Source organism: Mycobacterium sp. 852002-51613_SCH5001154, assembly GCF_001667425.1.
In the GTDB taxonomy this organism is placed as follows: Bacteria; Actinomycetota; Actinomycetes; order Mycobacteriales; family Mycobacteriaceae; genus Mycobacterium.
The window spans coordinates 24,473-49,098 of sequence record NZ_LZII01000085.1 but is presented as its reverse complement, the minus strand read 5'-3'; the positions used below and the strand labels follow the sequence as shown (position 1 = coordinate 49,098).

Sequence of the window (24,626 nt, the reverse complement as noted above, 5' to 3'; positions counted from 1 at the left end):
TTAACGCGCTCCGCGTACCAAGCGTCCGGGACGGGCCCCGGTGTCGACATCGTCGCGCCGGGTGACGGTCCCGCTGACGATGGTGGCCGCGTATCCGCTGGCTCCCTGCAGGATCCGGTTTCCGCCGGCGGGCAGATCGAAGGCCATCGCGGCGGGATGCAGCGTCAGGGCGTCCATGTCGATGACGTTGATGTCGGCCTTCTTGCCCGGCTCGATGGTGCCACGATCGGTGAGGCCGAAGAGGTGGGCGGTGTCGCGGGCCTGCTTGCGGATCACGTACTCCAGCGACAGCTTCTCGCCGCGGCGCCGGTCCCGCGCCCAGTGCGTGAGCAGGAACGTGGGATACGAAGCGTCGCAGATCATCCCGCAGTGGGCGCCGCCGTCGGAGAGCCCGAGCACGCCGGCCGGGTGCAGCAGCATCTCCCGGATCGCGTCGCAGTTGCCGTCGGCGTAGTTGAACAAGGGGAGCATCAACATGGCGGTCGCGTCCGACTCGAGCATGAGGTCGTAGAGGGTGGACAGCGGATCCTCGCCGCGGGCCTTCGCAATGGCCGCGACGGTGCGGTCCGGGGTGGGCTCGTAGTCCGGCGGGTTACCGAGTGAGTAAAGGCGATGCAGGGAGTGCTGCACCAAAGCGAACATCCCGTCGAACAACATGGTCGGGTCGGCGGGCAGGTCTTCCTCGGACAGGATCGCGGCCTTCACCGCGGGATCGGCGAGGCGCCGCGCGAGTTCCTCGCGGCCGCATTCGGCCTGCAGTCGGCGGTACGTGGGCCGGTGGCTGAAGCCGTGGTGGCCCTGGAATCCGATCATCATGCCGAACGGGCGCGCCGCGACTTGCGGGTACAACCTGCTGCCCGCGGTGTGCGCTTCGGCGGAGAGGTCGAGCATCTCGCGCCACAGGTTCGGGTCGGCGTCCACCTGGATGAGGGCGAACGACACCGACCGGTCGATCTCGCCGCTCAACCGCCGCATCCAGTCCAGTTCCTTCTTGGGAGCGACGATGTCCTCGCCCGCCGATCCCTGCGGGGCCAGCTCGAACACCGCCTGGCCGCCGGCGGCCATGGCCCGCCCGAGGCCGAACAGTTCATCCTCGGCGGCGTAGGTGCCAGGGACCGGTTCGCCGTCCATCGCACGGTGCCCCATCGTGCGGGAGGTGGAAAATCCGAGCGCGCCGGCCTCGATCGCTTCCCTAACCAGCCGGCCCATGGCCTCGATGTCCTCGGGGGTGGCCGGCTCGTTGCGCGCACCCCGCTCGCCCATCGCGTAGGCGCGCACGGCGCCATGGGCGACCTGGCTGCCGACGTCGACCGCGAACTTGTGCTTGCCGATCGCGTCCAGATACTCGGGATAGGTTTCCCATCCCCAGGTGATGCCCTCGGTGAGCGCGGTGCCGGGGATGTCCTCGACGCCTTCCATCAGCTCGATGAGCCACTTCTCGGTGCCGGGCCGCACCGGCGCGAAGCCGACGCCGCAGTTTCCGGTCACGATCGTGGTGACGCCATGGCCGCTCGACGGCTCGAGCAAGCTGTCCCAACTCACCTGTCCGTCGTAGTGGGTGTGGATGTCGACGAAGCCCGGGGCCACCACCCGGCCGGTGGCATCGATGGTTTCGGCGGCCTCACCGCCCATCTCAGGGGAATCGGCCCCGCGGCGGACGACGTCGACGATCTTGCCGTCCTTGATCCCGACGTCGGCGCGATAGCGTTCCGCGCCGGTGCCGTCGACGACGGTGCCACCAACGATTTTCAGGTCGAACATGAGACTCTCCTTGCCGCCATGGGCTGAAGGCGCAAAAGACCCGCAGCATTACGCTACGGGAAGTAGCGTAACTCTTGCGGCGGCCATCGCAATAGGTTCGGCGAAAGTTGCTTGCCTCAAAGCGAACTCATCAGCGCCGCGACCGTTTCCAGATCGTCGAGCGCCTCGACACCGCGCCGCAGCCCTTCCATGGCGATGTCCTCGACCTGCATGCCGCCCATGCCCGCGGTGATCAGCGGCGCCACGTACGCGTACAGCGCAGCCTGGCGGAAGCGCAGCCAGAGTTCGTCGCGGTCCAGTTCGGGCCCACCGGCCGCGGCGAGCGAGCGCCGGTAGTCGTCGAGCAGTTCGCGCTGCGTCGTCCGGCGGTCTTCGGGCGTCAGGCTGGTGATCAGCGTGTAGGCCAGTTCCCGCGACGGGTGCCCGCGCCGCACCGCCTGCCAGTCCAGCAGGCCGGCCTTGCCGCCGTGGAAGTACATGTTGCCCGGGTGCGCGTCGCCGTGCATGACGGTGTGTGGGGGAGTGTCGATGAGGGCGGCGACGGCCCGGTAGTTGTCGGCGATCAAGCGGCCGCTTTCGACGGGGATCTCGGTGCGCTCGGCGAGGCGCTTGATCGAGGCGTGCATGAGCGTGCCCGTCAGCAGGGAAGTGACGTCGCCGGACGCCGTGTAGAGCCAGCCCAGCGGGCCGCGCCCGTCGCGGGGGAGTCGGTTCCAGAAGGTGGCGTGCAGGTCGGCGAGCAGCTCGACGATCAGGCTGGCCTGCTCGGGCGAAAGCGGGTGCAGGGTGTCGGGGAACTCGCACGACTCGGCGGGAAGGTCCTCCAGCACCAGCAGGTAGCGCCCCGTCCACGGGTCGAACGCCGCGCCGTACGCGTACGGGGCGCCGACGATCTGCGGTGCGAGCTGGCGGTAGAACCGCACCTCGGTGGGCCCGAGCCGGCCCAACTCGCCCATCAACCGGGTGGCCGCCGTCTTCGCCGCGAGCTTGACGAACACCGAGTCGGGGACATTCTTTCCGGTCAGCACCAGCCGGGCCCGCGACGACGTCCCCGCGTCGGCGCTCAGGACGCGGACCGTTCGGACGGCGGTGCCCATCACCTTGGAGAGCACGGCCGCGTCGATGTCCTGCACCCGCCGGGGCAACCCCAATCGGCCGCCGACCACCGCGTCGGTGGCTACCCGGCCCACGCCGCGGCCCAGGTGAGCGGCCAAGCCGGCGGCCGAAATCGCCCGCGTCACAGGGTTATTCATACTTTTCGTTTCTTGGTGCGGACGTGTCACCCGCACCGCGAGCCGTTCGGACGTCGCGGCACGGGGTCAATCAAAAATACTTCAAAGACCGGATATCAGACAATACGTCGTTATTGTCTGATCTCGGGTACCAGGGCCCGCACCACGAATTGGTCGACGAACTCGCGTTTGTCGGCGGCAGGGCGGTACCGCCAGGAGGGCGCCAGGAGAAACAACGTCGTCGCGTGCAGCCATTGGACGACCGACCGCGGGTCGAGATCGGCGTGCAGACGACCGGCCGACTTCCACCGATCCAGCAGCGGTTGGTAGTGCCGCAACAGCGTCTCCACGATGGGCTCCGAACCCTTCTCGAGGGCCGTCGCGACGGCGGTGCTCTCGGCGGCGAACAGTGCCTCGTTCAGTGGATCGCCGTCCACCGACTCGACGCGGGCCAGCACCATCTCGGGCACCGACCGCACCGGATCGTCGGGGGCGGCCAGCGACCGGACCAATTCGCCGAGCGCGTGGTCGACCCGCTTCAGGATCAGGCCCAGCAGAACGTCGTCGCGGCCGGGGAAGTACCGGTAGACCGTGGACCGTGACACCCCCGCCTCGTCGGCAACCTCACCCATCCGGAACTGAGTGTTGCCGCGCTGCGCGATGCAGCGGCCCGCGGCGTCCAAAATGCGCCTGCGGGCCTCCTCGTCGTCGAGGATCGCGCGGTCGTCGCCCCATCGGCGGCTCGGTTCCATGGCGCAGATGTTACGGGGTCAGTTCCCCACAACAATGAATTCCGTTGCGGACCAAGCACATCGGACGCACGCCGGATAGCGCGGGTTCAAGCGCCCGGGCGTTGGGTCAGATCGGTCCAGGTCAAGGTGACGCGGGTGCCGCGCGGGGTGCGGTCGATGGTCACCTCGTCGGCCAGTGTCTCCATCAACGGGATGCCGCGTCCGCGGAGTTGCTGCCGGTAGCGGGCCGGAACTTGCTGACGCCAACGGCCGCGATCGTCGACGGTGACGGACAAGGTGTCGGCCGGCCGGTCATAGGCCGCGCTCACGTCCAGCGTCCCGCGCTGGGAGGTCTGGCAATAGGCGAATTCGGCGGCGTTGGCGATGGCTTCGTTTACCGCCAGCAGGACGTCGCTGAACCGGTCGGAACTGAGACTGAAATGCGTTTCGAGCCAGACCCGGAATTCGGCTCGGGCCCGAGCAGCGCTGCGCCGGTCGGCGGCGACCCGATTCCGCGTGAAGCGGAAGCGGTCATCGATGTTCGACACGTCATGCGGTTGAGGATCAGAGCGGCCCATCGTTCCCAGTTGTGCCCCCATCTCGAGGTTCACCCACCAGCAATGCCGCTCAGAGCGTCGTCTAGCGAGCTGTAGAGCGCGAGCACGCTGTCGATTCCCATCAGTTTGATCGGTCTGCTCGTCGCCGAGCCGTTGGCGACGACAGCGAATTTTGTCGGCGGCTCGGTGTCCGCCTGCGCCGTCACCAGGACGGTCATCCCGGCTGAGGCCAAGAAATCCACTTTCGACAGGTCCACGATCAGCGCGGCGGGTTTGGTCGCCATCGCGGTCTGGATGGCCTCGGCCAGATGCGGCGAGCTGAGCATGTCCACTTCACCCGAGACGGTCAGCACGACCGCATCATCTACCTGCTGTTTTCCTACTGAGAAAGCGGTCGGATCGATTGGATCGCCAGTTAATTCGCCCATGGTCTATCACTCACATTCGGTCCCTGGGGACACCGTTAGCTCTTAGAACAGCCACTGCCAACACCGGGGGCTGCTTGTTCAACCCCACGGAAAGCGCTTGCCTTCGGAGGAGAGACACTCCGTCGATCTGCGCTCTAGCTACAGATGCAGCCGCAAGTTGTTTATTCGATGGTATGACACGCGGCGAACCACACCCAAAACGAGTGAACGAATCGCCCCGGCGCGCCGTCCTGTGAATGTGTGCGACGCCCCCCGCAGAAGTTGCGCATGGCATTGGCTCATGCGTGAATTGCCTGTACCGGACTCGTGTCCAGCCCGGCCCCCGTGGCCTGCACAAATGTGGAAGGACGGTCGGCGTGGAGCCCGGTGAGCGCGGTAGCGAGCAAGACGACCCGCGGGCCGATGTCGAGCCCACCGGCGCCCGTCCCGACGCGGTGACACGACGGCGCGCATTGCTGGGCATGGGAGCCGTGGCCGGCATCGCCGCGGTCGACGTCGGTGGCTTCGCCTACGCGGGCGGCTGGCTGCGACCCGGTGCGTTGACACCACCCCGGTTCGCCGACCGCTTCGAAAACGTCTACGGACGCCACGACGGCTTTCGCCGGAATCACGCCAAGGGGCTCAGCGCGGTCGGAACATTTACGAGCACCGGGGCGGGGGCGGCGATCTGCCGGGCCGCAGTCTTCCGGGCGGGGAACGTGCCGGTGATCGGCCGGTTCTCGCTGTCGGGAGGCCTGCCGGATCAGGCGGACGCGCCGACCACGGTGCGCGGACTGGGCTTGCTCTTCCAGGGCCCCGACGGCCAGCAATGGCGCACCGCGATGGTCAACATCCCCGTCTTTCCGGACAGCACGCCGCAGGGCTTCTACGACCGGTTGCTCGCGTCCAAACCGGTGGCCGGGACGGGCAAGGCCGACCCGGAGAAGATGGCCGCGTTCCTCGACCGTCACCCCGAGACGGTCGCGGCGATGAAGGTCATCAAGCAGACCCCGCCCAGCGTGGGGTTCGCCGACAGCGCGTTCTACGGCCTGAACGCGTTTCGGTTCACCAACGGCGCGGGGGCAACCGTTCCGGTGCGCTGGGCCGCCGTTCCGCAGGAAGTGGCGGGCGCGCCGGCGTCACCGGCCGGCAAGGACTACCTTTTCGACGACCTCATCCGGGCGCTCGCGCAGCGACCGCTCACTTGGCGGCTGGTGCTCACGGTGGGGGAGCCGGATGATCCGACCCACGACGCGACGAAACCCTGGCCGCGATCGCGCCGAACCATTGACGCCGGCACCATCACCGTCACGGCGGTGCAGACCGAGGCGCCCGGCAACGCTCGCGATATCAACTTCGACCCGCTGGTGCTGCCGGACGGCATCACCGCCTCCGACGACCCGCTACTCGCAGCGAGATCGGCCGTCTACGCCCGCTCGTTCACCCGCCGCGCGGAGGAACCCAAGACACCCAGCGCAGTCGACGTTTCCCGGGTGCTCCGGTGAGCGACGCCAACGCCACGGCCCGGTTCGCGCTCCCGTCCCGCGTGCTGCACTGGCTGATGGCGCCGATGGTGATAGCCCAACTGCTCATCGGCGTCACCATGGTCGCGGCGCTGAGCTACTACCCGCTGCTGCTGGCCATCCATCGCCCGCTCGGTGTGCTGATCCTGGTGTTCGCGGTGGTGCGGCTGGCGAATCGGCTCAGACATCGGCCCCCGCCGTTTCTGTCCACGATGAGTCGCGCCGAACGGCGCATCGCGACGTGGTCGGAATATCTGCTCTACGCCCTGCTGCTGGTGCAGCCCCTCACCGGGTGGGCCATGCTCTCGGCGGCGCGGTTTCCGGTCACGCTGGTGGGGCCGCTGCGACTGCCCGGCATCGCGCCGCACAGCATCGACGTGTTCGCGGTGCTGCGCGAGTGCCACGGCGCCTTCGCGTTGCTGCTGTTTCTGACGTTCACCGCCCACATGTGCGCGGTGCTCTTTCACACGCTCGTGCTGCGCGACGGGCTTCTCGATCGGATGGCGCTGTGGCGGGTCAGGCCCGCCTCCGCGCGGGCAGACCAAGCCGAGCTGTAACGACCTGCCTCCCCGGGCGCTGATCGGCCGAATATGATCGGCACGATTAGCGCAGGGTGCTTGGCACCGCAGGCGCGGTGACCATACGCCGACCACGAAGGAGTGGAGAACTTCCATGCCGAACGAGAAGCAAGCGGAGCGGATGACGTCGGGGAAGGGGTTCATCGCGGCGCTCGACCAGAGCGGCGGCTCGACGCCCAAGGCGCTGCGCCTCTACGGCATCCAGGACGACGCGTATTCCTCCGAAGAGGAGATGTTCGACCTCATCCACCAGATGCGTTCGCGAATCATCACCTCCCCGGCGTTCACCGGTGACCGCGTCCTGGCCGCGATCCTGTTCGAGCAGACCATGGACCGCGAGATCGAGGGCACCCCGTCCACCACCTATCTGTGGGAGACCAAGGGCGTGGTACCCATCCTCAAGATCGACAAGGGCCTGGCCGAGGCGTCCGACGACGTGCAGCTGATGAAGCCGATCCCGGGACTGGACGAGCTCCTGGAGCGCGCCGTGAGCAAGGGCGTCTTCGGTACCAAGGAACGGTCGGTGATCGGCGGCGCCAACGCCAAGGGCATCGCCGCCGTGGTCGCCCAGCAGTTCGAGCTCGGCCACCAGGTGCTCTCGCACGGCCTGGTGCCCATCATCGAGCCCGAGGTCACCATCTCGATCGCGGACAAGGCCGAGGCCGAGGGCATCCTGCGCGACGAGATCACCAAGCAACTCGAGAACGTGCCCGACGGGCAGCGCGTCATGCTCAAGCTGAGCTTGCCCACCGAGGCCAACTTCTACCTCCCCCTGATCGAGCACCCGAAGGTGATGCGAGTGGTCGCCCTCTCCGGCGGTTACTCGCGCGAGGAGGCCAACGAGCTGCTGGCGAAGAACCACGGGCTGATCGCCAGCTTCAGCCGCGCGCTGACCGAGGGGCTCACCGCCGACCAAACCGACGAGCAGTTCAACGCCACGCTGGACAAGGCGATCCAGTCGATCTACGACGCGTCGGTCGCCGGCTGACCTAGTAGCGTGGCGGCGACCCGCATTCGCCCGGTCCCCCGCAAGCGGGAGGTGCCCCCACCGCCGCGCTCGCGATCGCCGCTAGTAGCGGTGGTCGGCCATCCGGGGCGGGCCGTCCCCGGCGTCACGTTCGTCCGACACCACTGCGGGCACCATCTCGCTCGTCACCAGCCCGTCGTCGCGGGTCAATTCGTCGATCACGTCGAAGGATTCGGCGATGTTGGCCGGAGTGTCGACGACGATGGTCACCACGGGGACGCGCCGGCGCAGCGACAGGAACTTGTCACCGTGCGGTTGATGGTCGCCGTGGTAGCCCCAGATGCCCCGCACCACCGTCGCGCCGTCGGGCGCTTCGCGTTGACGAAGCCGCTGCACGATCGCGCGGTGAATCGGCACCCCGCCGCGTAAAGCCGACTCGGACGTGTAGATCGTCAGCTTCTGGAACAGTGGCAGACCCCGCTCGTCGACCCCGGGGAGGGCGTGCGGCCGTTCCAGGAGTTCGCCGTCGCGTTTGCACACGCGGACCCGCTCCAGCGTGACCATGGGTTGCCGGAGCAGCCCCATCAGCTCCGGCAGCACCGCTGCGATGCGCTCGCCGGATCCGACGGCGACGATCATCATCGGGACGTTGGCGTTACGGCCGAAGAAGCGCGCACGGTGCCGCTGTCCGTGGGTGACGCCGTCGACGCCCAGCAGCACCGATGCGCCCGCTATCCGTCGGCGATGCAGCACATCGCAGACGGCGACGTAGGCGGGGGCGCCGTTGACACGTTCCTTGCGGCCGACGTAGACGGTCAGCTTGACGGCTTCCCGCAATTCGTCGGGAAGTTGCAGCGGCTCTAGGAGTTCCCCGCCGTCGCGTAGCAGCCGCGCCCGCTCCAAAGTGACCAGGCCCCGCTGCTTGATGGCGAGCACCGGGTCGAGCAGGGCCTCGATCCTCGCCCTGGTGTCGACGGCGATGATGGCGACGGGCGGGTCCTCGGACAACGTCAGCGACTCGTCTGTCCTCAGGTGGCGCCCGGAACCGAAGCCGCCGATGCCACGGAGCACCACGCCACAGGCGATGCGATGCCGGGCATAGAGGTCGAGCAGCACATCGGACACGAAGCCTTGGTCGGTCCGGCGACGCTCGGCCAGGTAGGTGGTGAGCTTCAGACAGTCTTCGTCCATGGCCGCTCCCGTCGCTTTGCGGCGATCCTACTCGGTTGGAGACCTCAAGCGTCGCAACGGTGTTCGACGCTGTGCGGCTCACCGTAGGTTTTCGGTCGGCACCGCGTAGCGGTCCTGGTAGGCGCGCACCCGCTGGCGGACCTCGCCGGCGTCGAGACCGGTATCCGACCAGGTGTAGCGGCCGCGCCCACCGTCACCGGGGTGGGCGGCGAGGAAGTCACGCATCTTCTGCTCGGCGTCGGGTCGCAGCTCGCGGTCGAGCCGCTGGTAGATGTCCTTGATCGTGGTCCACGGGTCATTGATGAAGTCGGTGTACTGCACGTCGATCACGCGGTCCGCCGGCACCGCCCCGCTGTCGCGCAGGGTCATCTCGCGTTCCAGCCCGACGACGATCTCCTCGTAGGACTGCGCCGCGCACTCGGCGATGCTGGACTCGTCGCTGCACATCCGGCGCAGGTGATGGGTCAGCGCGGCGATCGACGAGATGACGTTGAGCGGGTCGCGATGGGTCTGCACGATCAACGCGTCGGGGTACTCGGCCAGCAGCGTGTCGAGTTGCCACAAATGCGCCGGCGACTTCAGCAACCACTGCCCGGGAACGCCGGACTGCAAGTGCTGCAGGAAGATTCGGTGAAAGCGGTAGGCACCCGCGTGGTCCGCCTCGTAGAGCAGCCAGCGGTAGTAACTCGGCAGGCGGTACTGCACCGAAAAGATCATGCTGACGAACTCTGCGGCCGTGATGCGCACGCACTCCTGGCCGACGAGGGCGCCCATCGGATGAAACGCCAGAAATCCCGGCATGATCTGCTCGGACATCTCGATGGTGGCCTGCGCCTGCGCGATGCGCGGATCGTCGTGATAGGTCTCCGGCTGCGGAACCGGGCAAGGCTCGTCGACCTCCCAGGTCAATGGGGCGCGCAGCGCAGGGTCCTGGGCGAGCAGGTCGTAAAGGATCGTGGTCCCCGTACGGGGCTGACCGACGATGAAGATCGGCGCCGCAACCGGTTTCGTCGCGATCTCGGGATGCTGCTTGCGCCAGGCGATCACGCCCAGGCGATTCTTCAGGGCCCGCATGATGTCGAGGTGGGCGATCTCCACGCCGATGTCCGACAGGCGCGCGTCGTTGATCAGCCCGTCGGTGAGGCGGTGCAAGCCCGGCCGCCACCCCTCGGCGCCGAAGTCGTCGCTGCCGACTTCCTCGCAGGCGGTGGCTATCAGCCGTTCGGGGGCGAATCGGTCCTTCAGTGTCATACCGGCTCCTCACATCGGCGCACCGCCACTGCTACGTCGGGAGGGCTGGGGTTGTCCAGCCAGCGCAGGACGACGAAGCCGCGATGCCGGCCACCGGTGTCGAGCCAATGGCCGACTCCGAAGTCCTTCGCGGAGATCGCAATTCGCACCCGGCCGTCCGAGTCGGGCAAGACGCCGCGGTTGGTCACCGAGCTGTGCCGGGCGCGCGGTTCCAGGCACTCGTGCCAGATGCTCTCCAGCGTGACGTTCCAGTACCGGGTATCGGGGGGAGCGATGTCGAGAACCAGGGCCTCGTTCGGTTCGAGCCGGTAGGTCCCGATCATGTACAGGTTGTCCGGGGTGGTATCGGCGGCGCCGAGGTTGGCGGCCTCGGCGGTCAGCAAGATGTTGGGCATGTCGAGCAGTTCCGGCTTGACGGTGCGGTGCAACGTCGCGAGCTTCATCAGTGACCACGCCATCGCGGTGAACTGGTCGGCGAGTTCGCCGTCCTTCAGCGGCGCCAGCGGGCCGGGGTCCAAGGCCTCGATCCGCAGCGTGGCCAACTCTTCGAGCGCCCGGTCACCGATGTACTCCCGGACCACCACCGACGAGGCGTCCTCGGGAATCTTCACCCATTGCGCACCGGCGAGATCGGCCGGTTGGTCCGTCGACAGCACGAGCGCGAATTCGCCTGAGTCCAAGGCCAAGTCACTGTCGCTGACGTATGCCGCCATGCGGCGCGGCGTGAGTCCCGTCCCGGCCAGGATCTGCAGCCCGAGGTAGGCGCTGGTGCCCCGGGATCCGGTGATCCGGTAGCTCCGGTCCCCACGAATCATCGCCAGGTAGTAGTTGCCGTCGGGATTGGGTCCACCGACCATGCGGTTGTCCGAACACATATCGAAGAAGGAGGGCCGCTCGGGGTCCGCCTCGACGGACATCTGTGCGCACAGGGACGAGACGCGGGCGATCAGCCGCAGGCCTTCGAGCAGTTCCCGCTCGGATTCGGCGTCTTCGCTCACGACCTTGGTGATGTCCGCAAGCATCTGCTGGACGAACTGCCACGCGGCGCGCGCCTTCGGGGCCGTTTGATCGGACGAATCGGTATCGTGAGACATCGTCTCATGCTAAGACTATGTCTTACGACTTAGGCGTCGATTCGCGGAAAAGGCGGGGGAATGGCTGCCACGACATCGTTGGCCGAACGCAAGCGAACGGCCATGCGTCAGCGCATCGCCGCCGCCGCCGCTCAGCTGGTCGCCGATCGCGGCCTGGCCGGCGCGACGGTGGACCGCATCGCTGACGAGGCCGACATCGGACGGGCGACCTTCTTCCGCTACTTCAACTCCAAGGAGGACGCCGTCGCCGAGGGCATGACGGTCCATTGGCTCAACCGGATCACCGCCGCCCTGGCCGCCCAGCCCGAAGGCCTGAGCGCCACCGCCGCCGTTATCGGCGCCTTCTCCGAGCTCGCCGCCGGGTTCGGCGACATCGAGGACCAGGTTCGCGATTTGGCGGTTCTGACAAGGTCTTCCGAGACGTTGGACGCGTGGACATTGCACATCTATGTGCGTTACGAGCTGGCGATCGCCGAGCTGATCGCGCCGCGGCTGCCGCGATTGGCGGACCACGATCCCCGGCCCCGCCTGATCGGCGCCCTGGCGATGGCGACCGTGCGGATCGCCCTCGACGACTGGCTCAGCCACGGGGGCTCCCTACCGGACCGCGTGAGTCGGGGCCTGGCAGCGATCACGATCGGGTGATCAGCCTTTGAGCGCCTCGACGATGAGCCGCGTCGTGCGCTCGGCCCGTCGTCGTGAGTAGGGCTGTGCGCCGGAGAGGATCGGATACACCACACCGCCGACGATCGCGTCCGCGGCCGATTCGGCCGTGGCGGCGGCGATGCCGTCGGCGAGCAGCCGGGCCCGCACGCTTTCGTGCAGCGGCGCGCTGAATCCGGCGCGCAGTCTGACGGCGGTGTCCTCGTGTTCCATGCAGGCGACGGTCAGGGTTCGCAACATCGCGGCGCCGCGGGCGGTCGTCAGGCTGGTCGCCAGCTTGCCCACCCAGCGAACCAGGTCCGCCGTCAGGTCGCCGGTATGGGATACCGACGCCAGCAGCCGATCGGCGTCCTCGAGCATGACGTCGGCGACCAGCGCCGGGCGACTCGGCCACCACCGGTAGATGGTCTGCTTGCCCACGCCGGCCCGGGCGGCGACCGCCTCGATGGTCAGGCCGTCGAAGCCGCGCTCGAGAAGCAGCTCGCGCGTGGCGGTGACGATCGCCGTGCGCGACTTCTCGCTGCGCCGCCTCGGCGTGCTCACCTGAGTGAGATCGCTTGGCATATGGTGATCCTCACTGCCGCGGCGGCCCGCTTTACATAGCCTGACTACCCCCGGTAGTCTGCCACAAGACGAGACGGTCCGTCTTGTAAGTCTCGGAAGGATATCAGTCCGTGCGGCCAACCATAGTCACCTCCCGGCCGTCATCGTGACCCTGGGACTGAGCCCGGAGCAGCAGGAGCTCAGCGACGCCGTTGGGCAGTTCGCCGGCCGGCACGCCCCCGTCGCCGCCACCCGTGACAGCTTCGAGGACCTCGCGGCGGGGCGGCGCCCCGGATGGTGGGATGCCCTCGTCGGCAACGGCTTTCACGCCGTGCATTTGCCGGAGAGCCTGGGCGGCCAGGGCGGCCGGCTGATCGACGCGGCCTGCGTTCTGGAGGCGGCGGGCAAGGCGTTGTTGCCCGGCCCGCTGCTGCCGACGGTCGCCGCGGGGGCCGTCGCCTTGCTCGCCGATCCGACACCGGCCGCCGAAGCGCTGCTGCGCGACCTGTCGGCCGGCGTCACCGCGGCCATCGTGCTCCCCGACGACGGCGACTTCAGGGCGCACGCCGACGGCGGGGGATGGCGGATCACCGGGGCGTCGGAGGTCACCGCGGGCGTGTGCGCGGCGCGAACGGTCCTCGTCGGCGCCCGCGCGGAAGGCGACGGCGTGGTCTGGGTGGCCGTCGACAGCGAAAACCCCACGGCGACAGCGGAGTCCGTCAACGGTACGGACCTGGTCGCGGACGCCGGCATTTTGCGGCTCGACGACTATCGCGCTGCCGGCGCGCAGGTTCTCACCGGGATCGATCCCGAGCGTGCGCGGTGCGTCACGCTGGGCCTGCTGGCCAGCGCGATGGCCGGCATCGTGCAGTGGTGCGTCGAAGCGGTGACCGCGCACCTGCGCATCCGCGAACAGTTCGGCAAGGTGATCGGTACCTTCCAGGCGTTGCAGCACAACGCCGCGATGCTGTTGGTCAGCAGCGAGCTGACCACCGCGGCGGCCTGGGACGCGGTGCGCGCCGCCGACGAAGCGATCGACCAGCACCGCATGGCCGCCGCCGGTGCGGCGGTGATCGCGATCTCACCGGTACCCGACCTCGTCCTCGACGCGTTGACCATGTTCGGGGCCATCGGGTTCACCTGGGAGCACGATCTGCACCTGTACTGGCGGCGGGCGATCAGCCTCGCGGCCTCGATCGGCCCGGCGAATCGCTGGGCCCGCCGCCTGGGCCAGCTGACCTGCACCCAGCAACGCGACATGTCGGTCGACCTCGGCGACGCGGAATCGCAGTTCCGGGCGTGGGTGGCCGAGACCCTCGATGCCGCAATGCAATTGCGCAATGACCAGCCGGCACCGCACGGCGACTACCCGGACCAGGCCTCCGGGCCCCAGCGCACTTTGATGGCCGACGCCGGCCTGATGGCTCCGCACTGGCCGGCGCCGTGGGGCGTCGACGCGGGTCCCCTCAAACAGCTCATCATCGACGAAGAGTTCGCCAAGCGACCCGGGCTGGTCCGGCCGTCGCTGAACATCGCCGAGTGGATCCTGCCCTCGGTGCTGGCCGCTGCACCAAAAGATCTGCAAGAAAAGCTGATTCCGCCGACCCAACGCGGCGAGATTCATTGGTGCCAGCTGTTCAGTGAGCCGGGTGCCGGCTCCGACCTTGCGTCGCTGGCCACTCGGGCGACCAAGGTCGACGGCGGTTGGCGGATCAACGGCCACAAGATCTGGACGTCGTTGGCGCAGTACGCCGACCTTGGCGCCCTGCTGGCGCGCACCGACCCCGAAGCCAGCAAGCATCGCGGCATCGGCTACTTCATCCTCGATATGCGGTCGCCCGGCATCGAAATCCAGCCGATCAAAACGGCCACCGGGCAGGCGCACTTCAACGAGGTGTTCCTCAACGACGTCTTCGTGCCCGACGAGATGTTGCTGGGTGCTCCCACCGACGGATGGAACCTCGCGATCGCCACCATGGCCGAAGAGCGTTCGGCCATCAGCGGTTACGTGAAGTTCGACAGGGCTGCAGCGCTGCGCCGGCTCGCGGCCGAGCCGGGGCCCGACCGCGATGACGCGCTGCGCGCGCTCGGCGAACTCGACGCGTACACCAATGCCATCAAGGCACTGGGGGTGCGGGAGACCATCCGGCTGCTCGACGGTCAGGCGTCGGGGCCGGCGTCCAGCATCGCGAAGGTGGCGATGAACGTGCTGCTGCGCAGGACGTTCGAGGCCACGCTGCGGTTGACTGGACGCACGGCGATGGTTGCCGACGCCGACCCCGACATCGTGGAGGGCTACCTGCACCTGCCCGCCGAGCTGATCGGCGGCGGAACCCGGGAGATCCAGCTGAACATCATCGCGCAGATGATCCTCGGACTTCCCAGAAAGTAGGATGGCCCATGGGATTACGCGGAGAAGCGGCAATCGTCGGCTACGTCGAGTTGCCGCCCGAGCGGCTCAACAAGGCCTCGCTCGCGCCGTTCGCGATCGAACAATGGGCGGAACTCTCCGCGGCCGCACTCGAGGACGCCGGACTCCCCGGTGATGTCGTCGACGGGATCGTGGCATCGCACCTGGCGGAGTCGGAGATCTTCGTACCCTCCACCATCGCCGAATACCTCGGCGTCGGAGCGCGATTCGCCGAGCACGTCGACCTCGGCGGAGCCAGCGCAGCGGCCATGGTCTGGCGTGCGGCAGCGGCGATCGAACTGGGCATCTGCGACGCGGTCCTGTGTGCGCTGCCCGCGCGGTACATCACCCCCTCGTCAAAGAAAAAGCCCAGGCCGCTGGTGGACGCGATGTTCTTCGGCTCGTCGAGCAACCAATACGGCTCTCCCCAGGCCGAATTCGAGATCCCCTACGGCAATCTCGGCCAGAACGGGCCCTACGGGCAGGTGGCCCAGCGCTATGCGGCCGTCTACGGGTATGACGAGCGGGCGATGGCCAAGATCGTCGTCGACCAGCGGTTCAATGCCAACCACACCGAGGGCGCGATCTGGAAGGACAAGCCGCTCACGGTCGACGACGTCCTGGCCAGCCCGGTGATCGCCGACCCGCTGCACATGCTGGAGATCGTCATGCCCTGCGTCGGGGGCGCCGCGGTGGTCGTCGCCAACGCGGATCTCGCCAAACGCGCGCGCCATCGGCCGGTGTGGATCAAGGGATTCGGCGAACACGTGCCGTTCAAGACCCCGACCTACGCCAAGGACCTGCTGCACACCCCGATCGCGGAGGCCGCCGACACCGCGTTCGCCATGACCGACCTGAGCCGCGAGCAGATGGACGTGGTGTCGATCTACGACTGCTACACCATCACCGTGCTGCTGTCGCTGGAAGACGCGGGCTTCTGCGAGAAGGGCAAGGGCATGGAGTTCGTCGCCAACCATGACCTCACCTTCCGCGGCGATTTCCCGCTCAACACCGCGGGCGGGCAACTGGGCTTCGGTCAGGCCGGTCTCGCCGGCGGCATGCACCACGTCTGCGACGCCACGCGCCAGATCATGGGCCGCGCCGGCGCGGCGCAGGTGGCCGACTGTAACCGCGCCTTCGTGTCCGGCAACGGCGGAATCCTGTCGGAACAGACCACGCTGATTCTCGAGGGGGACTGATCGCAGATGGCCACCTTCGAGCGCCCGATGCCCGTCAAAACCCCCACCAGCACGCCGTTTTGGGACGCGCTGGCGCAGCACCGGATCGTCATCCAGTACTCGCCCTCGCTGGGAAGCTACGTGTTCTACCCGCGGGTGCGGGCGCCGCGCACACTCGCCGACGATCTGGAGTGGCGAGAGATCTCCGGCATGGGAACGTTGTATTCCTTCACCGTGGCGCGCCGGCCGGTCAGCCCGCACTTCGCCGACGCCGTGCCGCAGCTGCTGGCCATCGTCGAATGGGACGAGGGGCCAAGGTTTTCCACCGAGATGGTCAACGTCGACCCCGCCGACCTGCGGGTGGGGATGCGGGTGAAGCCGGTGTTCTTCGACTACCCCGAACACGACGTCACGATGCTGCGGTACGCACCCGCCGACTGACCTTGCCGAGTGTGCGGCGAGCCGCACAGTCGAGCCCGAACGTGCGGCCAGCCGCACAATCGGGCGGGAGGGACTAATAGTCACCATGTCGTCCGCGGCCGAGACCCGAGGCTGGCGGGACGCCGGCCGCAATTCGTCATTGTGATGCAACCGTTTAACCGCGGCCGCGATCTGGCGGACACGGTTGACACTGTGATCGGCGCCATTATCTACTAGTCACTACGGCGGCGAGGAGTGCGGCATGAACAAGGACGACTTGATCCTGATCAGCGTGGACGATCACATCGCCGAGCCGGCTGACATGTTCGACGCGCACGTCCCTGCGAAATACAAGGACCGCGCCCCGCGCGTGGTCGTCGAACCCGACGGCATCCAGCAGTGGTACTACGGCGAGGTCCGCGGGCGGAACATGGGCCTGAACGCCGTGGCGGGAAAGCCGCGGGAGATGTACAACATCGACGCCTCGCGCTACGACGAGATGCGGCCCGGGTGCTTCAACGTCGACGAGCGGGTCCGCGACATGAACGCCGGAGGCCAGCTGGCCGGCCTGAACTTCCCCAACTTCACCGGCTTCTCCGGCCAGGTCCTCAACCAGGGCCCCGACCGTGACGTCAACCTGGTGATGATCAAGGCCTACAACGATTGGCACATCGACGAGTGGTGCGCGGCCTATCCGGGCCGCTTCATTCCCTGCGGCATCCTGCCGCTGTTCGACGTGGCCGAGGCGGCGAAGGAAGTCGACCGCCTCGCCAAGGAGGGCTGCCACGCGGTGACGTTCTCGGAGAATCCAGAGGCGTTGGAAATGCCCAGCATTCACACCAAATACTGGTATCCGCTGTTCGAGGCGGTCTGTGAGAACAAGACGGTGCTGTGCACGCATGTCGGCTCCGCGTCGCGGTCTCCGCAGGTGTCGACGGATGCCCCGCCCAGTGTGCAGATGACGGCGTCGTCCATGATGAGCATGTTCACGTTCACCGAGCTGATCTGGGCCGAGTTCTGGGCCGACTTCCCGCAGCTGAAGTTCTCCCTCACCGAGGGTGACGTCGGCTGGATACCGTACTTCCTGTGGCGGGCCGAGCACGTCTACAACCGCCACTCGGGGTGGACGCTGGCCAAGTTCCCGCCTGGCTACAGCGGCCCGGCCGACGTCTTCAAGCGGCACTTCTACACGTGCTTCATCAGCGACAAGGTCGGCGTGCGCAACATGGACTGGTTCAACGAGGACATGCTGTGCTGGGAGTCCGACTTTCCCCATTCCGACAGCAACTGGCCGTTCGCGCCCGAGGATGTCATCGCGACCATGGGGCATCTCGACGACTCGGTGATCGACAAGATCACCCACGAAAACGCCATGGCCGCCTACTCGTTCGACCCGTTCCGGCACATCCCCAAGGAACACGCCCGCGCCGGGTATCTGCGCTCCCAGGCCACCGACGTCGATGTCGTGACGCATGTGGGGCGCCAGGCGAGCCAGCGTGACCGCGACGCGTGGACCCGGATGACCCAGTTCGCGCTGCAGGCGCAGGTGACGGCGGAAGCCGGCGGCATTGCGGGCCGGGCCACCACCCTGGGCAACTGAACGTGTCGCCCCAAGCGCCGTTCGCGGGCTGGCGCGTCCTGGAGTTGTCCAACGGAATCGCGGTGTCCTATTGCGGAAAGATGTTCGCTGACGCCGGCGCCGAGGTGGTGAAAATCGAATCGCCGGACGGCGATTCCCTGCGCGCGCGGTCGGCCGGCGGCCCACCCGGCGCGCTGTTCGGCTATCTGGCCGCGGGCAAGAAGTCGGTGACCAACAGGGGCCAGGCAGAGATCTCCGCGCTGCTGGCCGGCGCTGACATCGTCCTCACCGACCTGACCGACGGGTGGGCCCTCGACAAGATCGGTTCCCATACCGGCCCTTCGGCCGTGGTGGTCGCCGTGACGCCGTTCGGCACGGCCGGCCCGTACGTCGACGATCGGTTGGCCGCCAACGAGTTCATCCTGCAGGCCCTGTGCGGCTCGACCGCCGGTCGCGGCTGGCCAGAGGACGAGCCGGTGCAGGCCGGCGGCCAACTCGGTGAGTGGTTGGCGGGCACATTCGCCGCCGCCGTCGGCGCGGCGACCGCCCGGCATGCGGCGCATAGCGGCCGCGGGGAAATCATCGACGTCTCGACGTACGAGGCGATGGTGATCGCGATGGGTGGCCTGTCCGCCATGTCCGCCAGCGTGCTGGGCGCGGATTCCCTGCTGGGACAGCGCAGTTTGGAACTGCCGTCGATCGTCCCCACGGCCGACGGCATGGTCGGCTTCTGCACCATCACCGCGCAGCAGTTCCAGGACTTCCTGGTGCTGATCGATCGCGCCGATCTGCTCGACGACGCCGAGCTGGCGTCTTTCGACGGCCGCGTCGCCCGCCGCGACGAATTCGTCGGCATGGTCACGCAGTGGACGCAATCCCGGACCACGCAGGAGATCGTCGACCTCGCGGTCGCTTTCCGAATCCCGGTCGCCCCCATCGCCACACCCGAGATGTTGCCCACCATCGACCATTTCGTGCAGCGCGGCGTTTTCGTCGCGTCCGATGCGGGCGTGTTGCAGCCCAGGGTGCCGTATCGCAGCGACGCGATGGAAGCCGGACCGCCCGGGCGGGCGCCGCTGCTCGGTGCGGACAACGGCCGCGTTCACTGGCCGCCACGGCCGGCCCCGCCGCCGGGTGCCGACAACGACGCACTCCCGCTGGCCGACACGCGGATCGCCGATTTCACCGCCTTTTGGGCGGGGCCGGTCGCCACCCAACTGCTGGGCGCCCTGGGCGCCGACGTGATCAAAGTCGAGGGCGTCCGCCGGCCCGACGGGATGCGGTTCTCCGCCGGCCGCCCACCCACCTGGGACCAATGGTGGGAGTGGGGCCCGGTCTTTCTGTGCAGCAACAGCAACAAGCGCGGCGTCAGCGTCGAGCTCAACACCGACGCGGGACGGGCCGTCGCGCTGGAGCTCATCGCCGCAAGCGATCTCGTCATCGAGAACTTCTCGCCCCGGGTGATGACGAACTTCGGTCTGGACTGGGATGCCGTGCGCGCGGCCAACCCCCGCGCCATCATGGTGCGGATGCCCGCGTTCGGTCTCGACGGGCCGTGGCGCGACCGGGTGGGCTTCGCCCAGACGATGGAGCAGGCCACCGGCATGGCGTGGATGACCGGACACGCCGACGGCCCTCCGGTGATTCCCCGCGGTGTGTGCGACCCGATCGCAGGCCTGCACGCGGCCTTCGCCGCCGTGGCGGGGCTGGTGGTGCGTGACCGCGACGGGACCGGGATGCTCGTCGAATCGACGATGGTGGAGGCGGCTCTGAACGTGGCCGCCGAAATGCTGGTGGAGTACTCCCGTAACGGAATCGAGATGCGCCGCAACGGGAATCGTGGCCCCGGCGCAAGCCCGCAGGGGGTTTACCGCTGTCTGGGTGAGGACGACTGGGTGGCGCTCGCCGCGACGGACGACGCCGCCCGCACCTCCCTGGCCAGGCTGCTGGTCCAACCGGATCTTCGCGCCGGTGACTGGCTGGAGCACCCGGACGAAATCGACAAGCTCATCTCGGACTGGACGGGGCGCCGGTCGGTGGCCGATGCGGTCGAAGCGCTGCGCGGCGCCGGCGTGGCCGCGGCGCGCGTCACGCCGGCCCCGGAACTCCTGCGCGACCCACACCTGCACGCGCGGGGCTTCTGGGAAACCGTCGACCACCCGGTCGCCGGTTCCTTCCTGTGCACGGGAATGCCGTTCGCGTTCCTCGGCCGACCGCGGCGCTGGATCCGCCGGGCGCCGCCCCTGTACAGCCAGCACACCGACGAGGTCCTGACGGACGTGCTGGGGCGCAGCGCAGCGCAGTTGTCCGCGCTGCGGCAGTCGGGGACCACCAGCGCCCGGCCGGCGGGCCTGTGACGTGGCGGTCACCCTGTGCGTGCCACCCCGGGCCGGCGAATTGTGCGCACCGGTGCGCTTTTTGGTGCGCGAGGACTCGGTGGTGATGGAGTTGACCGCCCGGCACCGCATCACCAGCGTCGAATGGGACGAGCGCGAGCGCGCGGTGGCGATGGTCGTCGAGATCACCGACCCGCAGACGGCCCGGCCCGTGGACGTGCGGATCGATGTGGTCGACGCCGGCGCGGCGCCCGCCGACGCCCGAACCACGACGATCGGGACCATCACCCGCGACGGGCGACCGTACGACGTCGTCGGCACCTACCTCGGTGTCGTGGCGGACGAAAACTAAACGCGAAGGATCACAGAAGTGGCAGGCACACAACGCACCGCGGCGATTGTCGGCGTGCACAACACCCGCCAGGGCCGCCGCCTGGACGGCGAGACCTCGCGCAGCCTGGCGCTGGCGGCCATCCGGGGCGCACTCGACGACGCGGGCCTGCGCCTCGAAGACGTCGACGGTATCAGCGCGGGGCCGCTGTCCACGGCGCTCATCTACGACCTGCGCCTCGGCCCGGCCTGGCAGGGCCTCGCCTTCGGCGTCGGCATGATCACCGAGGCGGTCACCGCCATCGAACACGGCATGGCGGACGTGGTGGTGCTGGTGGCCGCCCAGGCCGGCGAGTACCGCGACCACGAGGCCACCGCGCCGTGGACCCGGCCCGAGAACGAATTCGTCGCGCCGTGGGGCATGTTCACCACCGCCGAGTTCGCGCTCATCGCGCGCCGGCACATGCACACCTACGGCACGACGCGCGAACAACTTTCGATCGTGGCCGCGACCATCCGCAACAACGGATCGCGCAACCCCGAAGCCGTCTACTACCAACGCGGACCCTTCGCGCCCCACGACATCACCGCATCCCGGCCCATCGCCGACCCCTTTCACCTCCTCGACTGCGCCACCACCTCCGAAGGCGGATGCGCACTGGTCGTGGCCAACGTCGAAAAGACCGACCGCGCAAGCGAACCGATCTACGTGCTGGGCAGCGGCGCCGACTTCCACGGCCCGTCCTACCAGCACCCCCCGGCGTGGGACCTCAGCGGGCGGCGGGACCGACATGTCAATGGCGTGGTCGGCAGGCGCGCGGCCGAGCGCGCGTTCGACCACGCCGGGCTGCGACCCGCCGATGTCGACGTGTTGGAACTGTACGACCCCTTCTCCTTCGAAATCATCCGCCAGCTCGAGGCTTTCGGGTTCTGCGGCGAAGGCGAGGGCGGACCGTTCGTCGCCGACGGCCACATCGCCATCGACGGCAGCCACCCCATCACGACCGACGGAGGAACCATGTCGTTCAGCCACGCGGGCTCCAATCCGCAGATGATGCAGCGGGCCGTCCGCGCCGTCCAGCAGCTACGCGGCCAGGCGGGCGAGCTTCAGGTTCCCGACGCGCACATCGCGTTGTGCAGCAACGGGGGAGCGGGGGCCTTGTTCACCACACTGCTGATTCTGGGAGACGAACCGCTGTGACTTCCGATGCCCTGCGCCCGCAAGCCGGCCCCGTGCCCCACGCGAGTAGCCACCTCAGCGTTCCGTTCTGGGAGGGCTGCCGGTCCGGCGAATTGCGGTACCAGCGCTGCGAGGCCTGCGGCCTGGCGAACTTCCCGCCGACCGAGCATTGCCGCCAATGCCTTTCGGCGCGGGTGCCTTGGGAGCGCAGCGCCGGACTGGGCGACATCTACAGCTGGACGGTGGTGCACCGTCCGGTGACCGCGGAATTCGAACCGCCCTACGCGCCCGCGATCGTCACGCTGGACGAGGGGTACCAGATGTTGACCAACGTCGTCGGCGTGGCGCCGGAGGAGTTGCGGATCGGCATGCGCGTGCGGGTGCAGTTCCACGCCGTCGGCCCCGATGTCACGCTGCCGTACTTCACCGGCCAGAAGTAGACCAATCGTGAGCCCCCGGCGCACCAGCAACGGCCTCCCGGTAACCGCCTACCTCGTGCTGGGTGTGCTGGCCGCCAACGACGAGCAGCTCACCGCCGGCGAGATCAAAATGCGCGCCGAGTTGTCGGTGGGCCACTTCTACTGGTCGCCGTCGGTCAGTCACGTGCGGCGCGAGCTGAACCGCTTGTTGGCGCGCGGCATGGTGAGCGAAATCGGCGCCCAATCCGGCAAGCGGGCGATCACGCTCTACGAGACCACCGATGCCGGGCTCGACGCCCTGCGCCGGTGGGTGCAGCACTTCCCGGGCGAGGACCAGGTCGTCATCAAGCACCCCGTCATCCTCAGGACCTGGCTCGCCCGTGGCGAGGACCCCGAACACATCGTCGACACGTTGGACCGGCACCTCGAGGCGACCCGGGCGCGGCTGGACGAGGCGTTGTGGTCGCGGCAGCGGTCGCGCGAACTCGGCATCAGCGACGACCCGGACCAGCGCTTCTCGTTGGCGGTGCTGGACTACGCGATCCGCGGCTTGTATGCGGAGATCTCCAACATCGCGCAGTTGCGTGACGAGATCGCCGCCGGCACAACGCGGGATCCGGTCAGGCGGGTGCGACGGTCGAAGGGCCAGATCCGCCGGCGGGTGTCCGGGAGTCAGAGCTAGGCGTCGCGACGGCATAGGCGGTCCCGCGTGGTTGGCGTTCCCACAGCACTTCCCCCGCGGCGATATCCGTTCCTTCGGCGATCAGTTGACGCTTGAGCACTTTGTGGGTGGCGGTGCTGGGCAGGTCGGCGGCGATGCGGACATAGCGCGGGCGGGCCTTGGGGGACAGGTCCGGCTGCGCGTCGAGGAACGCTTCAAAGGAATCGGCGGCGAGGGCGTGCCCTTCGTTGAGTACGACCGCGGCCATCACCTGGTCGCCGACGCGCTCGTCGGGAACGGCGTACACCGCGACGCGGTTGATTGAACTGTGCCGCAACAGGATCCGCTCGATCGGCGCGGCCGCGAGGTTCTCCCCGTCCACCCGCATCCAGTCGGCGGTGCGGCCGGCCAGGTATATCCAGCCCTCGGAGTCGCGGTAAGCGAGGTCGCCGGACCAGTACATGCCGTGGCGCATGCGCTCGGCGTTGGCGTCCGGGTCGTTGTAGTAGCCGGTGAAGAAACCCGAGCCGGCCGTGTTGACCAACTCACCCACGGCGTCGTCGGCGTTGGCCAGGGCGCCGTCGGCGTCGAAGCGGGCGACCGCACACTCGGTGACGGTGTCGCTGTTGTAGATCGCCACCCCGTCGATCCCCTTGCCGATCGAGCCTTTCGGCGTGCCGGGTTCGCGGATCACGATGACCGCGTTCTCGGTGGAGCCGAAGCCATCCTCGACCTGGACGCCGAAGCGCCGCGCGAACTCCTCGATATCCTTGTCGTTGGCCTCGTTGCCGAACGCGACCCGCAGGGGATTGTCGGCGTCGTCGTCGCGCTCGGGCGTGGCCAGGATGTAGGCGAGCGGCTTGCCCACGTAGTTCATATACGTCGCGCCGTAGTGGCGGACGTCGTCGAGGAAGCTGCTCGCCGAGAACTTCGCCGGCACGATCGCGGCGCCGGAGACCACCGCGGGTGCCCACCCCGCGACGACGGCGTTGGAGTGGAACAGTGGCATCGACACGTAGCAGGTGTCCTGCTCGGAGAGTGCGAAGCGCTGGACCAGGTTGACGCCGGCGAACGTCGCCATTAGGTGTGATACCTGCACCGCCTTGGGGTTTCCGCTCGTTCCCGACGTGAAGATCATCATGAACGGGTCCATCGCGGTCACCTGTCGGTGCGGCACGAGTTCGCCGGCGTCCTTGACGAATTCGGTCCACTGCGGCGTCGAGGTGTCGAGGATCTGCGTTCCCTCGAGGTCCAGGCCGTCGAGCAGCGGGCGGTGTTCGGCGTCGGTGATGAGGAACTGGCAGTGGGCGCGCCGCACGTCGGCCGCGAGCGCCTCGCCGCGCCGGGTGGTGTTCAGGCCGCAGAGGACGTAGCCGCCGAGGCCGGCCGCCGCCATCTGGCTCAGCATCTCCGGGTTGTTTCCCAGCAGGGCGCCAACGTGCATCGGGCGGTCTCGGTCGGCGGCCGATATCAGGGCTGCTGCGCGCGACGCCGATGCCGCCAGGTACTGACTCCAACTCCACTGCAGGGCGCGGTGTTTGACCGCGACCCCCGGATCGGACAAGCGCTTCTGCAGCAGCGCCTGAATCGTGTCCTCAGTCATCGGTCGGAATCA

General features: G+C 68.2%; 23 protein-coding genes. 13 read left to right on the top strand and 10 right to left on the bottom strand.

Going from position 1 to position 24,626, the window contains the following annotated elements:
• The 5 genes from A5750_RS24260 to A5750_RS24240 all read right to left on the bottom strand — a co-directional run bounded on the left by A5750_RS24260 (position 1) and on the right by A5750_RS24240 (position 4,709).
• Positions 1-1,761 (bottom strand): amidohydrolase family protein, encoded by a 1,761-nt coding sequence (locus A5750_RS24260; RefSeq protein ID WP_066951191.1) that lies wholly within the window; start codon positions 1,759-1,761, stop codon positions 1-3.
• A gap of 116 nt (positions 1,762-1,877) precedes the next feature.
• Positions 1,878-3,014 carry a phosphotransferase gene (locus A5750_RS24255; RefSeq protein WP_067266341.1) on the bottom strand — a complete coding sequence of 379 codons (1,137 nt, stop codon included), beginning with the start codon at positions 3,012-3,014 and terminating at the stop codon, positions 1,878-1,880.
• A gap of 110 nt (positions 3,015-3,124) precedes the next feature.
• Positions 3,125-3,745 carry a TetR/AcrR family transcriptional regulator gene (locus A5750_RS24250; RefSeq protein ID WP_066951199.1) on the bottom strand — a complete coding sequence of 207 codons (621 nt, stop codon included), beginning with the start codon at positions 3,743-3,745 and terminating at the stop codon, positions 3,125-3,127.
• A gap of 86 nt (positions 3,746-3,831) precedes the next feature.
• A complete protein-coding gene (locus A5750_RS24245; protein ID WP_082959204.1) occupies positions 3,832-4,272 on the bottom strand; it encodes an ATP-binding protein in 441 nt (146 codons plus the stop codon).
• A 59-nt stretch (positions 4,273-4,331) separates the two neighbouring features.
• Positions 4,332-4,709, bottom strand: a complete 378-nt coding sequence (locus A5750_RS24240) for an STAS domain-containing protein (RefSeq protein WP_066951202.1) — start codon at positions 4,707-4,709, stop codon at positions 4,332-4,334.
• Positions 4,710-5,065: 356 nt separating this feature from the next.
• On the opposite strand from A5750_RS24240, the gene A5750_RS24235 reads away from it, so the two are divergent.
• From A5750_RS24235 to A5750_RS24225, 3 genes are all read left to right on the top strand, one after another.
• Positions 5,066-6,193, top strand: coding sequence for a catalase family peroxidase (locus tag A5750_RS24235; protein WP_369828604.1), 1,128 nt, complete (start codon positions 5,066-5,068; stop codon positions 6,191-6,193).
• Positions 6,190-6,768, top strand: coding sequence for a cytochrome b (locus A5750_RS24230; protein WP_082948190.1), 579 nt, complete (start codon positions 6,190-6,192; stop codon positions 6,766-6,768). Before A5750_RS24235 ends, A5750_RS24230 begins: the two co-directional genes overlap by 4 nt.
• A gap of 115 nt (positions 6,769-6,883) precedes the next feature.
• Positions 6,884-7,777 carry a fructose bisphosphate aldolase gene (locus A5750_RS24225; RefSeq protein ID WP_066951205.1) on the top strand — a complete coding sequence of 298 codons (894 nt, stop codon included), beginning with the start codon at positions 6,884-6,886 and terminating at the stop codon, positions 7,775-7,777.
• 81 nt (positions 7,778-7,858) lie between these two features.
• On the opposite strand, the gene A5750_RS24220 is transcribed toward A5750_RS24225, so the two are convergent.
• The 3 genes from A5750_RS24220 to A5750_RS24210 form a co-directional block, all read right to left on the bottom strand.
• A complete protein-coding gene (locus A5750_RS24220; protein WP_066951208.1) occupies positions 7,859-8,947 on the bottom strand; it encodes a DUF190 domain-containing protein in 1,089 nt (362 codons plus the stop codon).
• A gap of 78 nt (positions 8,948-9,025) precedes the next feature.
• Positions 9,026-10,198 carry a sulfotransferase gene (locus A5750_RS24215; RefSeq protein WP_067266339.1) on the bottom strand — a complete coding sequence of 391 codons (1,173 nt, stop codon included), beginning with the start codon at positions 10,196-10,198 and terminating at the stop codon, positions 9,026-9,028.
• On the bottom strand, positions 10,195-11,292 hold the full coding sequence (locus tag A5750_RS24210) for a DUF1214 domain-containing protein (RefSeq protein WP_067266332.1): 1,098 nt from the start codon (positions 11,290-11,292) through the stop codon (positions 10,195-10,197). The genes A5750_RS24215 and A5750_RS24210 overlap by 4 nt, the downstream gene beginning before the upstream one ends.
• Positions 11,293-11,352: 60 nt before the next feature.
• On the opposite strand from A5750_RS24210, the gene A5750_RS24205 reads away from it, so the two are divergent.
• Positions 11,353-11,937, top strand: coding sequence for a TetR family transcriptional regulator (locus A5750_RS24205; RefSeq protein WP_066951222.1), 585 nt, complete (start codon positions 11,353-11,355; stop codon positions 11,935-11,937).
• On the opposite strand, the gene A5750_RS24200 is transcribed toward A5750_RS24205, so the two are convergent.
• The gene (locus A5750_RS24200; protein ID WP_066951225.1) at positions 11,938-12,519 is read right to left on the bottom strand and encodes a TetR/AcrR family transcriptional regulator; all 582 of its coding nucleotides are present in this window, start codon (positions 12,517-12,519) and stop codon (positions 11,938-11,940) included. It lies immediately after the preceding gene.
• A gap of 145 nt (positions 12,520-12,664) precedes the next feature.
• Between A5750_RS24200 and A5750_RS24195 the strand changes: the two genes are divergently transcribed.
• The 9 genes from A5750_RS24195 to A5750_RS24155 all read left to right on the top strand — a co-directional run bounded on the left by A5750_RS24195 (position 12,665) and on the right by A5750_RS24155 (position 23,032).
• The gene (locus tag A5750_RS24195; protein WP_067266330.1) at positions 12,665-14,890 is read left to right on the top strand and encodes an acyl-CoA dehydrogenase; all 2,226 of its coding nucleotides are present in this window, start codon (positions 12,665-12,667) and stop codon (positions 14,888-14,890) included.
• A gap of 8 nt (positions 14,891-14,898) precedes the next feature.
• Positions 14,899-16,107 carry a thiolase family protein gene (locus A5750_RS24190; RefSeq protein WP_066951233.1) on the top strand — a complete coding sequence of 403 codons (1,209 nt, stop codon included), beginning with the start codon at positions 14,899-14,901 and terminating at the stop codon, positions 16,105-16,107.
• Positions 16,108-16,113: 6 nt separating this feature from the next.
• Entirely contained in the window at positions 16,114-16,527 is a 414-nt protein-coding gene (locus A5750_RS24185; protein ID WP_066951239.1) for a Zn-ribbon domain-containing OB-fold protein, read from the top strand.
• A 241-nt stretch (positions 16,528-16,768) separates the two neighbouring features.
• Positions 16,769-18,106: an amidohydrolase family protein gene (locus A5750_RS24180; protein WP_066951242.1), complete on the top strand. Its 1,338-nt coding sequence runs from the start codon at positions 16,769-16,771 to the stop codon at positions 18,104-18,106.
• Positions 18,107-18,108: 2 nt separating this feature from the next.
• Complete coding sequence (locus tag A5750_RS24175) at positions 18,109-20,442, top strand: CoA transferase (RefSeq protein WP_066951247.1); 2,334 nt, start codon at positions 18,109-18,111, stop codon at positions 20,440-20,442.
• 1 nt (position 20,443) lies between these two features.
• Positions 20,444-20,773, top strand: coding sequence for a hypothetical protein (locus A5750_RS24170; RefSeq protein ID WP_066951250.1), 330 nt, complete (start codon positions 20,444-20,446; stop codon positions 20,771-20,773).
• 18 nt (positions 20,774-20,791) lie between these two features.
• Positions 20,792-21,952, top strand: a complete 1,161-nt coding sequence (locus A5750_RS24165) for a thiolase family protein (protein WP_066951255.1) — start codon at positions 20,792-20,794, stop codon at positions 21,950-21,952.
• A complete protein-coding gene (locus A5750_RS24160) occupies positions 21,949-22,371 on the top strand; it encodes a Zn-ribbon domain-containing OB-fold protein (protein WP_066951259.1) in 423 nt (140 codons plus the stop codon). Before A5750_RS24165 ends, A5750_RS24160 begins: the two co-directional genes overlap by 4 nt.
• Before the next feature lie 7 nt (positions 22,372-22,378).
• Entirely contained in the window at positions 22,379-23,032 is a 654-nt protein-coding gene (locus A5750_RS24155) for a PadR family transcriptional regulator (RefSeq protein WP_066951263.1), read from the top strand.
• On the opposite strand, the gene fadD1 is transcribed toward A5750_RS24155, so the two are convergent.
• The gene (gene fadD1 / locus A5750_RS24150; protein WP_067266325.1) at positions 22,971-24,614 is read right to left on the bottom strand and encodes a fatty-acid--CoA ligase FadD1; all 1,644 of its coding nucleotides are present in this window, start codon (positions 24,612-24,614) and stop codon (positions 22,971-22,973) included. The two genes, A5750_RS24155 and fadD1, sit on opposite strands and share 62 nt — an antisense overlap.
• Between the last annotated feature and the right edge of the window lie 12 nt (positions 24,615-24,626).